Source organism: Streptomyces sp. NPDC055013 (assembly GCF_053608645.1).
The window spans coordinates 282711-295683 of sequence record NZ_JBSGVW010000005.1 but is presented as its reverse complement, the minus strand read 5'-3'; the positions used below and the strand labels follow the sequence as shown (position 1 = coordinate 295683).

Annotated in this window: 12 protein-coding genes; 4 read left to right on the top strand and 8 right to left on the bottom strand. The window is 70.7% G+C overall.

From position 1 onward, the window contains the following. Window positions 1-209 precede the first annotated feature (209 nt). The 3 genes from pfkB to ACWGDB_RS09425 all read right to left on the bottom strand — a co-directional run bounded on the left by pfkB (window position 210) and on the right by ACWGDB_RS09425 (window position 3630). Complete coding sequence (pfkB, locus tag ACWGDB_RS09435; protein ID WP_453821885.1) at window positions 210-1157, bottom strand: 1-phosphofructokinase; 948 nt, start codon at window positions 1155-1157, stop codon at window positions 210-212. Beyond that, window positions 1154-1915 carry a DeoR/GlpR family DNA-binding transcription regulator gene (locus ACWGDB_RS09430; protein WP_328427065.1) on the bottom strand — a complete coding sequence of 254 codons (762 nt, stop codon included), beginning with the start codon at window positions 1913-1915 and terminating at the stop codon, window positions 1154-1156. The genes pfkB and ACWGDB_RS09430 overlap by 4 nt, the downstream gene beginning before the upstream one ends. Before the next feature lie 188 nt (window positions 1916-2103). Continuing rightward, window positions 2104-3630, bottom strand: a complete 1527-nt coding sequence (locus ACWGDB_RS09425; protein ID WP_453821884.1) for an MFS transporter — start codon at window positions 3628-3630, stop codon at window positions 2104-2106. A 62-nt stretch (window positions 3631-3692) separates the two neighbouring features. Here ACWGDB_RS09425 and ACWGDB_RS09420 point away from each other — a divergent pair, with 62 nt between their 5' ends. Then, the gene (locus ACWGDB_RS09420; RefSeq protein WP_453821883.1) at window positions 3693-4703 is read left to right on the top strand and encodes a helix-turn-helix transcriptional regulator; all 1011 of its coding nucleotides are present in this window, start codon (window positions 3693-3695) and stop codon (window positions 4701-4703) included. A 58-nt stretch (window positions 4704-4761) separates the two neighbouring features. Here the strand turns inward: ACWGDB_RS09420 and ACWGDB_RS09415 are convergent, their stop codons facing one another. Continuing rightward, on the bottom strand, window positions 4762-5379 hold the full coding sequence (locus ACWGDB_RS09415) for a TetR/AcrR family transcriptional regulator (RefSeq protein ID WP_453821956.1): 618 nt from the start codon (window positions 5377-5379) through the stop codon (window positions 4762-4764). Window positions 5380-5810: 431 nt separating this feature from the next. Continuing rightward, the gene (locus ACWGDB_RS09410) at window positions 5811-6809 is read right to left on the bottom strand and encodes a sigma-70 family RNA polymerase sigma factor (protein ID WP_453821882.1); all 999 of its coding nucleotides are present in this window, start codon (window positions 6807-6809) and stop codon (window positions 5811-5813) included. Window positions 6810-6978: 169 nt separating this feature from the next. Between ACWGDB_RS09410 and ACWGDB_RS09405 the strand changes: the two genes are divergently transcribed. After that, the gene (locus tag ACWGDB_RS09405; protein WP_453821881.1) at window positions 6979-7509 is read left to right on the top strand and encodes an N-acetyltransferase family protein; all 531 of its coding nucleotides are present in this window, start codon (window positions 6979-6981) and stop codon (window positions 7507-7509) included. Between the two features lie 22 nt (window positions 7510-7531). On the opposite strand, the gene ACWGDB_RS09400 is transcribed toward ACWGDB_RS09405, so the two are convergent. Then, entirely contained in the window at window positions 7532-8320 is a 789-nt protein-coding gene (locus tag ACWGDB_RS09400; protein WP_453821880.1) for a dioxygenase family protein, read from the bottom strand. A 119-nt stretch (window positions 8321-8439) separates the two neighbouring features. On the opposite strand from ACWGDB_RS09400, the gene ACWGDB_RS09395 reads away from it, so the two are divergent. Next, entirely contained in the window at window positions 8440-8982 is a 543-nt protein-coding gene (locus ACWGDB_RS09395) for a MarR family winged helix-turn-helix transcriptional regulator (RefSeq protein ID WP_453821879.1), read from the top strand. A gap of 121 nt (window positions 8983-9103) precedes the next feature. Here ACWGDB_RS09395 and ACWGDB_RS09390 read toward each other — a convergent pair whose 3' ends face one another. Continuing rightward, window positions 9104-10645, bottom strand: a complete 1542-nt coding sequence (locus tag ACWGDB_RS09390) for an MFS transporter (protein WP_453821878.1) — start codon at window positions 10643-10645, stop codon at window positions 9104-9106. A 135-nt stretch (window positions 10646-10780) separates the two neighbouring features. Then, the gene (locus tag ACWGDB_RS09385; protein ID WP_383606460.1) at window positions 10781-11425 is read right to left on the bottom strand and encodes a TetR/AcrR family transcriptional regulator; all 645 of its coding nucleotides are present in this window, start codon (window positions 11423-11425) and stop codon (window positions 10781-10783) included. Between the two features lie 266 nt (window positions 11426-11691). Between ACWGDB_RS09385 and ACWGDB_RS09380 the strand changes: the two genes are divergently transcribed. Further along, the gene (locus ACWGDB_RS09380; protein ID WP_453821877.1) at window positions 11692-12972 is read left to right on the top strand and encodes a M6 family metalloprotease domain-containing protein; all 1281 of its coding nucleotides are present in this window, start codon (window positions 11692-11694) and stop codon (window positions 12970-12972) included. Window position 12973 lies beyond the last annotated feature (1 nt).

Below are 12973 nucleotides of genomic sequence, written 5' to 3'. Positions count from 1 at the left end.
GGCGGTGAAGGGGACGGGGGTGCCGTGGGGGGCGGCATGAAGGCGGTGGGGGGAGGCGGAGACAGGGGAGGCGAGGTCGGGGAGAACCCGCTTCCCCCGGGCGGCGGAGCGGCTCGGGTTGCCCTGCCGTCCGTCGGCGGCCGTGAGTAACGCCGAGCTTCGCCGGTCATGGACCAGATCAGCAAGAACTGTGACAACCACGACATTCGTCATGACACCGGCTCCTTCAGTACGCGGTCCAGCGGCACCTCGGCCGTGACCGTCACCGCGGACGGGTCCAGATCGGCCGGCGAGGGCATCACGCTGCCGGGCAGCTGTACGGCAGCCGCACCGTGCGCGACAGCGGAGGCCAGCGCCTCGGGCCCGGCTCCCCCGGCGATCAGAAAGCCGGCGAGGGAGGAGTCACCGGCGCCGACATTGCTGCGTACGACGTCCACGCGCGCGCTGCCGAACCAGGCACCCGAACCGTCCACGAGCAGTTGCCCGTCGGCGCCCAGGCTCGCCAGTACGGCGCCGGCGCCCATCTCGCGCAGCTCCTCGGCGGCCTTCAGCGCGTCGCCCACGGTGGTCAGAGGGCGCCCGACGGCTTCCGAGAGCTCCTCGGCGTTCGGCTTCACCACGTCGGGCCGGGCGCGCAGCGCTTCGAGGAGGGCACGTCCGGAGGTGTCCAGCGCGATCCGCGCGCCGCCCGCGTGCGCCCGGGCGACGACATCGGCGTACCAGGACGGGGCGAGTCCTCGGGGCAGGCTGCCGCAGCAGGCGATCCAGTCGGCGTCGGGCGACTGCTCGCGGACCGTCTCCAGCAGGAGCTCCTGCTCGGCGGCCGACAGCTGGGGCCCAGGTGCGTTGATCTTCGTGAGCACGCCGTCCGACTCCGCGAGCGCGATGTTGGACCGGGTGGCGCCGGCGACCGGCACCGGTGCGACCTCGATGCCCTGTGCGTCGAGCAGGTCGGCGACGAGCGCGCCGGGCGCGCCTCCCAGGGGCAGGACGGCGACCGTGCGCTGCCCGGCGGCCGTCACGGCGCGCGAGACGTTCACGCCCTTGCCGCCCGGGTCCATGCGCTCGCCGGTGGCGCGTATGACCTCGCCGCGGTCGAGGGACGGCACCTCGTAGGTGCGGTCCAGGGACGGGTTCGGGGTGACGGTGAGGATCATGCGCGCACTACTTCCGTGCCGCCGCGCTCGATCGCGGTGGCGTCTTCGGGGCTCAGCCCGCTGTCGGTGATCAGCAGGTCCACGTCGCTCAGGTCACCGAAGCGGGCGAAGTGCTCCTGGCCGTGCTTGGAGGAGTCGGCGAGCAGCACCACGCGGCGGGCCGCGGCCACCGCGGCCCGCTTCACCGCGGCCTCGGCGAGGTCCGGGGTGGTCAGACCGTGCTCGGCGGAGAAGCCGTTGGCCGCGACGAACAGGACGTCGGCGCGGATCTCGCCGTACGCGCGCAGCGCCCAGGCGTCCACGGCGGCGCGCGTACGGTGCCGTACCCGCCCGCCGACCAGGTGGAGCTGGATGCCGGGGTGGTCCGCCAGGCGGGCCGCGATCGGCAGGCTGTGCGTGACGACGGTGAGGGACGCCTCCAGCGGCAGCGCGGCGGCCAGGCGGGCCACCGTCGTACCGGCGTCGAGGATCATCGTGCCCTCGGTCGGCAGTTCGGCGACGGCCGCCTTGGCGACCCGGTCCTTCTCGTCGGCCGCCGTCGACTCGCGCTCGGCGAGATCCGGCTCGAAGTCCAGGCGCCCGGCCGGGATCGCGCCACCGTGCACTCGGCGCACGAGCCCCGCGCGGTCGAGGGCCTTCAGATCACGGCGGATCGTCTCCGCCGTGACCTGGAACTCCTCGGCCAGCGACAGGACGTCGACTCGGCCGCCGTCACGGGCGAGGCGGAGGATCTCCTGCTGCCGCTCCGGTGCGTACATGTCCGTTCGCCTCCGAACTGTGCCCGAACTTGTGGTTTCAGCGGGAGGCTACGCCTGGATTTCCGGAAAGTAAACAGGTTCGGGCCCAATCGGGCATGAACGGGAATGCCGAAGGGCCCGGCACCGAAGTGCCGGGCCCTCCCCCGCTCTCAGGAACTGCTCCGAGGCTCCCCTCGCCGACCCCGCTCTCAGGGCACCAGCACAGGGTCCTTCTCCGCTGCCGGCGACGGCTCCTGCGCTCCCTCGACATGCTGGGCGGGCCGCTTCGGCAGCGCGAACATCAGCAGGAAGATGACGGCCATCACCGCGGCCACCCAGCCCAGCGCGTGCTGGAAGCCGTCCGCGAACGCCGCGCCCACCGCCGGGTCCTGCGCCGTCTCGGACAGCCGGTCGTCGATGACGCCGAAGAAGACGACGGACACCAGGCCGAGGCCGAGCGCGTTGCCCATCTGCTGCACGGTGTTGATCAGGCCCGACGCCGAACCGGAATGCTCACGCGGCACCTCCGACAGGATCGCGTCCGTCAGCGGGGCCACGATCAGGCCCATGCCCACGCCCATGACGACCAGAGGCAGAGCCATCTGCCAGGGCGCGATGGACAGGCCGTAGTGGTCGGACTCCCAGATGTAGAGCAGGACGCCGAGCGCCATCACCAGCGCGCCCGCCTGCAGCACCTTGCGGCCGAAGCGCGGCACCAGCGCCTGCACGGACATACCGGCCGCCACCGAGACCGCGATCGAGAAGGGGATCCCGGTCAGGCCCGCCTTCAGCGGGCTCCAGCCCAGCCCGAACTGCATGTACATCGTCCAGACCAGGAAGAAGATGCCGAGCGCCACACCGAACACGGTCTGCACCGCGATGCCCGCCGCGAAGCTCTTCACCTTGAACAGCGTCAGTTCGACGAGCGGGGAGCCGTCGCGGCCGGCCTTCCGCCTCTCGTACGCCACCAGCACCGCCAGGACGACGAGCGAGCCCGCCATCGACACGTACCCCCACAGCGGCCAGCCCAGCTCACGGCCGCGGGTCAGCGGGTACAGCAGCATCAGCAGGCCGAGCGTGACCAGGGCGACGCCGACCAGGTCCAGCTTCAGGGCCTTCGGCGCCTTGGACTCGGTGATGTAGCGGCTGCCGAGGATCAGGCCCGCGATGCCGACCGGGAGGTTGATGAGGAAGATCGGGCGCCATTCGAGGCCGAACAGGTTCCACTCCGTCAGCAGGGCGCCGAGCAGCGGGCCGGTGACCGCGCCGAGTCCGACGACCGCTCCGAACAGGCCGAAGACCTTGCCGCGTTCGTGCGCCGGGAACGTGGCGTGCACGATCGACAGGACCTGCGGGACCATCAGCGCCGCCATCGCGCCCTGCAGGATGCGGGAGGCGACCAGCATCTCCGGGTTCGCCGCGAAGCCGCACAGCGCCGAGGCGATCGTGAAGCCCCCGATGCCGATGAGGAACAGCCGCTTGCGGCCGTGGATGTCGCCGAGACGGCCACCCGTGATCAGGCCCGCGGCGAAGGCGAGCGCGTAGCCGGCGGTGATCCACTGGATCTGGCTGAAGGTCGCACCGGCGTCCCGCTGGATCGACGGGATGGCGATGTTGACGATCGTGACGTCGACGAGGTCCATGAAGGCCGCGGTCATCACGATCGCCAGGGCGAACCATCGGCGGCGATCGCCTGGGACGGGCTGAGGGGTGGGTGACGTTTCGGAGGAGGTCATGCATCGAAGATAGGACCGCATTAGGCCAGAGCGTGTCCTACTTATGGGGGATCCTCGAATACATGACGACGGATACTCCGGCTCGGCTCCTGACTCTTCTCTCCCTGCTGCAGACGCCCCGCGAATGGCCCGGCGGCGAGCTCGCCGACCGGCTCGGCGTGTCCCGGCGTACGGTGCGGCGGGACATCGACCGGCTGCGCGAGCTGGGATATCCCGTACAGGCGACCATGGGCGCCGACGGGGGCTACCGCCTCGTCGCCGGCAAGGCGATGCCTCCGCTCGTCCTCGACGACGAGGAGGCCGTGGCGATCGCGGTCGGGCTGCGGGCGGGGGCCGGGCACGCGGTGGAGGGGGTGGAGGAGGCGTCCGTGCGGGCGCTGGCGAAGCTGGAGCAGGTGCTGCCGTCGCGGCTGCGGCACCGGGTGTCCACGCTGCAGGCCGCGACCACCCCGCTGACCAGTGGGGACGGGGCGAGTATCGCGCCCGAGACGCTGACCGTGATGGCGGCGAGTGTGGCGGGGCAGGAGCGGTTGCGCTTCGCGTACCGGGCGAAGGACGGGGCGGGGTCGCGGCGGCTGGTCGAGCCGTATCGGCTGGTGTCGACGGGGCGGCGCTGGTACCTCGTCGCGTACGACCTCGACCGGGGGGACTGGCGGACGTTCCGGGTCGACCGGGTGAGCGAGCCCTTCGCCACGGGGGCGCGGTTCGCTCCGCGGGAGTTGCCCACGGGCAGTGCGGCGGAGTATCTGCGGCAGTCGATGTGGCGGCGGCAGGGGACGTACGAGTTCGAGGTCACGTTCGCCGCGTCCGCCGAGGTGGTGAGCGCTCGGTTGCCGGGGTGGCTGGGGGTGCCCGAGGCGCTGGGGGCGGAGCGGTGCCGGTTGCGGGGGACGACGGGGGATCCCGTTGAGTGGATGGGGGTGCGGTTGGCGATGGTGGGGTGTGAGTTCGTGGTGGAGGCGCCCGGGGAACTCGTGGCTGCCGTACGGGAGTTGGGGGGACGGTTGAGTCGGGCGGGCACCGCCGCCTCCGGCGGTGGGGACGGGGATGCCTGCGGCGGCCCGCTCGGGTGAGTGGGCGTTCGGGTAGCGCCTGCGGGTGTGGGGTGGGTCGGGGCCGCGCCGACTCACCTCAGCTCTGTGGCTGTACGTCGTCCCAGGGGAAGTCCCTCAGTGACTCCAGGTTGCGCATCGCCAGGGCCGCAGGGCCCTGCGGGCCCTCTGGTGGTGCGTCGCCCGCTGCCCAGGTTTCTACGGCTACTCGTACGGAGGCGGCGGCCACCGCGGCTGCGAAGTGGAGGGAGGGGGAAGGGGGTTGGGGTTCGGCAACGTTGTCGTCGTTGCCGGGGCCCGCCGCCCTCGCGGCCAGCACCTCCGCCAGCGTCGTCTCCGACTCGTGGCAGACCTCCGCCCACACCTTTCTCAGTGCGGGGCTCGAGTTGGCCAGGCGGACCAGGGTGCGGACCCAGTCCCAGGAGGCTGTTGAGACTGTGGTGCCGGGGGTGAGGGTGTGGCGGGCCGCGTGTTCCAGGGCCTGGGGCAGGGGGAGGCCGGGTGGGGCCGTGCGGACTGCTTGCGACCAGCGGTCGGCGCCCGCCGCGTAGAGGGGGGCCACCGCCTCTTCCTTGGTGGCGAAGTAGCGGTAGAAGGTGCGCGGGGCGATGCCGGCGGCCTGGGCGATGTCCTCGGCCCGGGTGGACTTCAGGCCGCGTTTCACGAAGAGCCCGGCCGCGGCGCGGGCGATCTCCATACGGGTTGCCGCCTTGCGTCGCTCGGTGAGGGACGGGGAGGAAGCGGGGGTGGGACTGCTCACATTCGGCAGGCTATGCCCATGTGACACAATCTGCCATTCGGGTGGGCCACCCCGTGGTTCAGGTACGGGGTGGCCCGCCCTTCCAGGCCTGCCCCGGCGCGGGAAAGAGCCGGGCCCCGGCACCCAGGGGGGTTGGGCGCCGAAGCCCGGCTCGGGGAAAGTCCCGGCGCCGGGGGGAGTGCGTCGGGACTTGGTCGGTGGGACCCGGTGCGTTGCGGGTCAGTGTCCTCGGAGGCTGAACTCCCTTGCCTGGAGGTCTTGTTCCCGGGGTCCTGTCGGTTGAAAGCGGCGTTACGCGCCATGTTTGCGCGGTCTTTCGCCACCCGGCGTACGCGGCCGCACCCTTTGTACGCCCTGTGGTCGTGACGTTACGCGGCGGCGTCGAAACCGGTGCTGCGCGCCAGCTTCTTCAGCTCCAGCAGGGCGTGCTTCTCGATCTGCCGGATGCGCTCGCGGGTGAGGCCGTGTTCCTTGCCGACCTCGGTCAGGGTGCGCTCGCGGCCGTCCTCGATGCCGTACCGCATCTTGATGATGGACGCCGTGCGCTGGTCGAGGCGGCCGATCAGGTCGTCCAGCTCCTCGCTGCGCAGCAGGGTGAGGACCGACTGCTCCGGGGAGACCGCGGAGGTGTCCTCCAGCAGGTCGCCGAACTGGGTCTCGCCCTCGTCGTCCACCGACATGTTCAGGGAGACCGGGTCGCGGGCCCAGTCCAGGACGTCGACCACGCGGTCCGGGTTCGAACCGAGCTCGGCGGCGATCTCCGCGGGCTCCGGGTCGCGGCCGTGCTCGCGGTTGAACTCGCGCTGCACTCGGCGGATGCGGCCCAGCTCCTCCACCAGGTGGACGGGGAGGCGGATGGTGCGGGACTGGTCGGCTATGGAGCGGGTGATCGCCTGGCGGATCCACCAGGTGGCGTACGTGGAGAACTTGAAGCCCTTGCGGTAGTCGAACTTCTCCACCGCGCGCACCAGGCCGGCATTGCCCTCCTGGACCAGGTCGAGGAGGGGCAGGCCGCTGCGCGGATAGCGGCGGGCCACCGCGACGACCAGGCGGAGGTTGGAGCGGATGAAGATGTCCTTGGCCCGCTCCGCGTCGGCGACCAGGGCCTCCAACTCCTCACGGGTGGCGTCCGCCCTGGCCTCCTCGAATCCGTCGAGGACCTGCCTTGCGAACACACCCGCCTCGATGATCTGTGACAGCTCGACCTCTTTGGCTGCGTCGAGAAGCGGCGTGCGCGCGATCTCGTCGAGGTACATGCCGACCAGGTCGCGGTCCGCGATCTCGCCGCCATGGGCGCGAAGACTGCGTGCCTTGTCGACGGTCTCGCCGGTGGCGGACTGACGACGGGCGACGGCACGGGTTGCCATGCGTGCTCCCTTGCGATGTGGGCGGGCGGGTGATTCGTAAACGCTTGGGACTCTTCTCGAGTGCCCTGCATCCGATGGAAACAACGACTGGAATCAGGACAGAATTCCCAACCCACCCCTAGATTTTTCTGATCTTGCAGTACCCTGTCCGGCCACACGAGGAGGCCCGATGCCGTCGGCACGTACAGAGGTGCAGGTCAGACCGGGAGTCGAGCGTGACCTCGACGCCCTCACCGACATCTACAACCACTATGTACGTGAGACGCCCATCACATTCGATACCGCGGTCTTCACGCCGGAAGAGCGCCGCCCTTGGCTGCTCTCCCACCCTGAAGACGGCCCGCACCGGTTGATGGTTGCCACCCAGGCGGCTCCCGGGGCCGACTCACAGCGGATTCTCGGCTACGCCACATCCAGCGACTTCCGGCCGAAGCCCGCCTACGAGACCTCCGTCGAGGTGACCGTCTACCTGGCGCCGGACGCCGGCGGGCGAGGCGTCGGCACCCTCCTCTACAAGGCCCTCTTCGAGGCCCTGGACGGCGAGGACGTGCACCGCGCCTACGCCGGTATCGCCCAGCCGAACGAGGCATCCACCCGGTTGCACGAGCGGTTCGGCTTCCGGTACGTCGGCACGTACCGCGAGGTGGGCCGCAAGTTCGGCCGCTACTGGGACGTCGCCTGGTACGAGAAGGAGCTGTGAGCGGGGCCGGAAGGCCGGACCCTCAGCCGAACTGCACCGAGCGCTTCGCCAGACCCATCCAGAACCCGTCGATCACCGACTTCTGCGTCGCCGCCGGCTCACCGGCCGCGTCCGCCGCGCCCATCGTCACGAACAGCGGGGCGAAGTGCTCGGTGCGCGGATGGGCGTAGCGGCCGGCCGGAGCCTTGTGCAGGAAGTCCAGCAGCGCGTCCCAGTCGCGGTTCTCCAGCGCCCGGCGGCCCCAGTCGTCGAACTCCACCGACCACGCGGGTATTCCGCCCTGCCGCAGGGCGGCCAGGTTGTGGGTGAAGAAGCCGGAGCCGACGATCAGCACGCCCTCGTCGCGCAGCGGCGCCAGCTTGCGGCCGATCTCCATGAGCCGCACCGGGTCGAGGGTCGGCATGGAGATCTGCAGGACGGGGATGTCGGCCGCGGGGTACATCTCGACGAGCGGGACGTAGGCACCGTGATCGAGGCCGCGGTCCGGGATGTCCTGCACGGGGATGCCGGGGGCGCGCAGCAGCTTGCGTACGGACTCGGCGAGTTCGGGAGCACCGGGGGCCGCGTACTTGACCTGGTAGTAGTGCTCGGGGAAGCCCCAGAAGTCGTAGACAAGAGGAACGGGCCCGGTGGCGCCGATGGCGAGCGGGGCCTCCTCCCAGTGGGCGGAGACCATGAGGATCGCCTTCGGGCGCGGCAGGTCGGCGGACCAGGCGGCGAGCTCGGCGGGCCAGAGCGGATCGTCCGCGAGCGGCGGGGCGCCGTGACTGAGGTAGAGGGCGGGCATGCGCTCCTGCGGGGCGGCGGACATGGCGGCGACTCCCTCCGGCGACCTGAAGCCACTTGCTTCAAATCTAAAGCTTCTCTGCCCAAAAGACGGTACGCCGCGGTAGTTAAAATTTCAAGGAGAGCTCTCGTACAGTGGAGTACATGAATACGGCATCGACCTCCGCGCCGCCCTCGCCCGACCCCGCGTCCGCGTCCGCGTCGGAACCGCGCTGGCTCACCGACGAGCAGCAGCGCGTCTGGCGCACCTACCTGGATGCGACCACCCTGCTCGAGGACCACCTGGACCGTCAGCTCCAGCGGGACGCGGGCATGCCGCACATCTACTACGGGCTGCTGGTCAAGCTCGCCGAGTCCGCGCACCGCCGGCTGCGGATGACCGAGCTGGCGATGTACGCGAAGATCACCCGCTCGCGTCTCTCGCACGCCATCGCCCGGCTCGAGAAGAACGGCTGGGTCCGGCGCGAGGACTGCCCCGACGACAAGCGGGGCCAGTTCGCGGTGCTGACCGACGCGGGCCTCGAGGTGCTGCAGCAGACCGCGCCGGGCCATGTGGAGGCCGTGCGGCAGGCGATGTTCGACCGGCTGACGCCGGAACAGCAGAAGGCCCTCGGCGAGATCATGCGGATCGTCGCCGAGGGCCTGCAGCCCAGCGAAGCGGGTGCGGACCTGCCCTGGCTGCGCTGAACCGCTCATTCAGCGAGCCGGGGCAGGTCCTGGGGGTCGTACGTACGGAGCGTCCCCATCCCCGTACGTACGCCTGGCCCGAAGGGGTGGGCCGACGGTCAGCGCCGGCCTCGGTGCGGCGTCAGTGCGCGACGACCGGCACCGGCACCTCGTCCTGGGCGCCCTCTTCGGAGGACGCCACCGTCGTGCCGCCCGGGCGGCCGGCGTTGACGAAGGTCAGGGCGATGACCGCGGCCGCGACCAGGATGCCGACGGCGAACCAGATGGCGCTGGTGTAGCCCTGCACCATGGCCTCCAGCTGGACCAGCTGCTGCTGGGACCGGCTGGTGGCACCGGCGATGTGGTCGGCGACGTACGCCGTGGTCGCCGAGGCGGCGATCGTGTTCAGCAGCGCCGTACCGATCGCGCCGCCCACCTGCTGCGAGGTGTTCACCATCGCGGAGGCGACACCGGCGTCCTGCGGCTTGACGCCCTGCGTGGCCAGCGACATCGCCGGCATGAACGCGGTACCCATGCCGAGGCCGAGCAGCAGCATCGCCGGCAGCAGGAGCGCGGCGTACGAGGAGCCGATCTCCAGCTGGGTCAGCAGCAGCATGCCGAGGGCGGCGACCAGGAAGCCGGGGCCCATCAGCAGCCGCGGCGCGACCCGGGTCATCAGTCGGGTGCCGATCTGGGTGGAACCCGTGATCATGCCCGCGATCATCGGCAGGAAGGCGAAGCCGGTCTTGACCGGCGAGTAGCCCTTCACGATCTGCAGGTAGTAGGTCAGGAAGAGGAACAGGCCGAACATGGCGATGATCGCGAGGCCGAGCGAGAGGTACACACCGCCGCGGTTGCGTTCGGTGACCACGCGCAGCGGCAGCAGCGGGGCCTTGACCTTGGCCTCGACCAGGACGAAGGCGGCCAGCAGCACACCGGAGGCGACGAACATGCCGACCGTCAGGGAGTCGCCCCAGCCGTTGGACTCGGCGCGGGTGAAGCCGTAGACCAGCGCGACCAGACCGAGGGTGGACAGGATCACGCCCGGGATGTCGAGCGCGGAGCGGTTGCGGGCGCCCTTGGGCTCACGGATGACGAACCAGGCACCGGCCGCGGCGAGGATGGCGAACGGGATGTTCACGAAGAACGTCCAGCGCCAGTCCAGGTACTCGGTGAGGAAACCACCGAGGATCAGACCCACGGCACCGCCACCACCGGCGATCGCACCGTAGATGCCGAACGCCTTCGCACGCTCCTTGGCGTCCGTGAACATCACGGCGAGCAGCGACAGCGCGGCCGGGGCGAGCAGGGCACCGAAGACACCCTGGAGGGCGCGGGCGCCGAACATCATGGCCTCGTTGGTGGCCGCGCCACCCAGCGCGGACGCGGCGGCGAAGCCGGCCAGACCTATGACGAACGCCCGCTTGCGGCCCCAGAGGTCGGCGATACGGCCGCCGAACAGCAGCAGACCACCGAAGGCGAGGGCGTAGGCCGTGACGACCCACTGCCGGTTGCCGTCGGAGATGCCCAGGTCCTGCTGGGCGGAGGGCAGTGCGATGTTCACGATGGTCGCGTCGAGCACGACCATCAGCTGGGCCAGCGCGATGAAGACGAGCGCTTTCCAGCGGTTGGGATCGGCGGCACCGAGGGTGCTGCCGGGAGCCTTTGCGGCCGTTTCAGACATGGGTCTACCCACTTCGGGACTTCGTGACGGAAAAAGCGAAAGGAAAGGGGACGGCTCGTCGGCTGCGACGGCCGGTGAGAGTTGGTGGTCAGGTGATTCGGTCCGGTGACTGCCGTGGTGCTCTGAACTGATCGGTCAGGCCTGGCGCAGGTCCTCCATGGTCAGCGGCGTGCCCGGCAGGGCGGAACGGGCCGGGGCCCGCAGTCCGTCCAGGAACAGCTGCAGATGGCGGTGGACATAGCGGTCGGCGATGTCGCAGCCCGTTCCGGCCGGGGGCCGGCTGAGCTGGGCGGCGGCGATCATGAGGTCGCCGACGTCCACGTCGGAGCGGAGCTGGCCGGCCGTCTTGGCCCGGTCCATGATCGCCCCGATCAGCTGCTCGACCCGCTCCCGCGAGGCCTCCAGATCCGGGTGGTGCTGGTCGAACGTGCTCTGGACCATCGGGCACAGCGCACTGATCCGCTCGTCGGCGGCCGTGTGCACGAAGCGCTCCAGAGCCTCGAAGGCATCCCCGGTCTGAGCGAGCGCGAGCTCGGCCGCCGCGGCCGTACGGTCCATGACGGAGCAGACGACCTCGCGGACCAGCGCGTCGCGGTCGGGGAAGTTGCGGTACACCGTGGCGTTGCCGACGCCGGCCCGGCGGGCGATGTCGTCCAGCGGCACATCGGGGCCGAACTCGACGAACATCTCCCGGGCGGCGGTGACGATCCGCTCCCGGTTGCGCAGGGCGTCGGCGCGCGGCCGGGTCGCCTTGCGCGGTGCGGGGGTTGCGGTCTGCACGGCGTACTCCTGCGTTCTGCTGGTGGGCGATCCGGGGAAGCTGTCCCCGTTTCGCTCGGACACATGGCTAAACGGGGAGGGGCTCCCCGGTTATTTCCCAAACCCCCCATGAATCTCTTGTGACCTGAGTCACAATCCCGCCCGCCTCCCGCGGCTGGGGACCCACGTTCGGTCTCTTCCAACGCGCGCCCGCGCAGCCCTCGACACAGGGTGATCGAGAGGGTGCAGTACGCAGTCGGCGGCTGCCATGGACGAGAGGCCCATGCATGCAGCCGACCAGTCGGATACGCCCCCGCCGTGTGGCCGCCCTAGCCTCCGTGACCGCCCTGACCCTGGCGGTCAGCACCTCGGCAGGCACCGGGCACCTCACGGCGGGAGCCTCCACTGCGGCCGGGGCGAGCCCGGTCCCACCGGGTCACTCCGCGGCTCTCGGCCCCTGCATGATCAGCGGCCGGCCGACGGTCCAGATGTCGGAGGGCGTACCGACACCTCGCGGTTACGCCCGCTCCACCGGAACCGTCCGCGCCCTCACCCTGATGGTCGACTTCCCCGACGCGCCCGGCACGGGCAAGGCGCTCGACCGCTTCGCGGAGTTCTTCCCGCAGACCCAGAAGTGGTTCCGCACCAGTTCCTACGGCCGCCTCGACTACCGCCCCGACACCCCGATACCCCGCTGGCTGCGCATGCCCAAGTCGTTCCGGGCGTACGGCATAGAGCGCGGCGCGCCCTTCGACCCCGGGTACCGGCAGCTGGTCCAGGACCTCGTGGTCGCGGCCGACCCCAAGGTGGACTTCCGGTCGTACGACTTCCTGAACGTCCTGGTGACTCCGAACGCCGGCCCGTCGGCCCTGGACACGGTCCTGTCGGTGACCTTCGCGGGCAACGCCGAGGCCCCGGTGGCCGACGGTGTCTCGGTGACCAACGCGTCCTTCGTCTACTCCCGCCAGGACGACGGCTCCGGCACCTACCACCGCACCGGCTACCGGGTCCTCCCCCACGAGAACGGCCACGTCTTCGGCCTGCCCGACCTGTACACCGCCGAGGGCGGGGGCGCGGTCGGCCACTGGGACATCATGAGCGAGGACTGGGGGGCCAACAACGACCTCCTCGGCTGGCACAAGTGGAAACTGGGCTGGCTCGACTCGGACCAGGTACGGTGCGCGGCCACCCCCGGCAGGGCCGAGTACGCCCTCACCCCGCTGGCCCGCACGGGCGGCCCCAAGCTGGTGTTCGTCCCCCTGGACCGCCGCACCGGCTACGCCGTCGAACTACGCACCCGCGAGGGCAACGACGAGGCCGTCTGCCGCCCCGGCGTCCTGATCTACAAGGTCGACGCCGACGTCGACACCGGCATGGGCCCGGTCAAGGTCCTCGACTCCCACGAGGACAGCGGCGGCTGCACCCGCAGCCCGAACGTCCACGCCGAACTCTCGGACGCCACGTTCGTGCCGGGGGAGGAATTCCGGGACGAGAAGAGGGGGGTGCGGGTGGCGGTGGTGGGGGCGGATCTGGCGGGGGCCTATCGGGTGCGCATTACGCGGGGGTAAG

Coding starts and splice junctions, on each gene's coding strand:
- ACWGDB_RS09405 (WP_453821881.1), top strand. CDS start 6,979: ATGCCGTCGGCACGTACAGAGGTGCAGGTCAGACCGGGAGTCGAGCGT.
- ACWGDB_RS09425 (WP_453821884.1), bottom strand. CDS start 3,630: ATGACCTCCTCCGAAACGTCACCCACCCCTCAGCCCGTCCCAGGCGAT.
- ACWGDB_RS09380 (WP_453821877.1), top strand. CDS start 11,692: ATGCAGCCGACCAGTCGGATACGCCCCCGCCGTGTGGCCGCCCTAGCC.
- ACWGDB_RS09430 (WP_328427065.1), bottom strand. CDS start 1,915: ATGTACGCACCGGAGCGGCAGCAGGAGATCCTCCGCCTCGCCCGTGAC.
- pfkB (WP_453821885.1), bottom strand. CDS start 1,157: ATGATCCTCACCGTCACCCCGAACCCGTCCCTGGACCGCACCTACGAG.
- ACWGDB_RS09415 (WP_453821956.1), bottom strand. CDS start 5,379: ATGGAGATCGCCCGCGCCGCGGCCGGGCTCTTCGTGAAACGCGGCCTG.
- ACWGDB_RS09390 (WP_453821878.1), bottom strand. CDS start 10,645: ATGTCTGAAACGGCCGCAAAGGCTCCCGGCAGCACCCTCGGTGCCGCC.
- ACWGDB_RS09400 (WP_453821880.1), bottom strand. CDS start 8,320: ATGTCCGCCGCCCCGCAGGAGCGCATGCCCGCCCTCTACCTCAGTCAC.
- ACWGDB_RS09410 (WP_453821882.1), bottom strand. CDS start 6,809: ATGGCAACCCGTGCCGTCGCCCGTCGTCAGTCCGCCACCGGCGAGACC.
- ACWGDB_RS09420 (WP_453821883.1), top strand. CDS start 3,693: ATGACGACGGATACTCCGGCTCGGCTCCTGACTCTTCTCTCCCTGCTG.
- ACWGDB_RS09395 (WP_453821879.1), top strand. CDS start 8,440: ATGAATACGGCATCGACCTCCGCGCCGCCCTCGCCCGACCCCGCGTCC.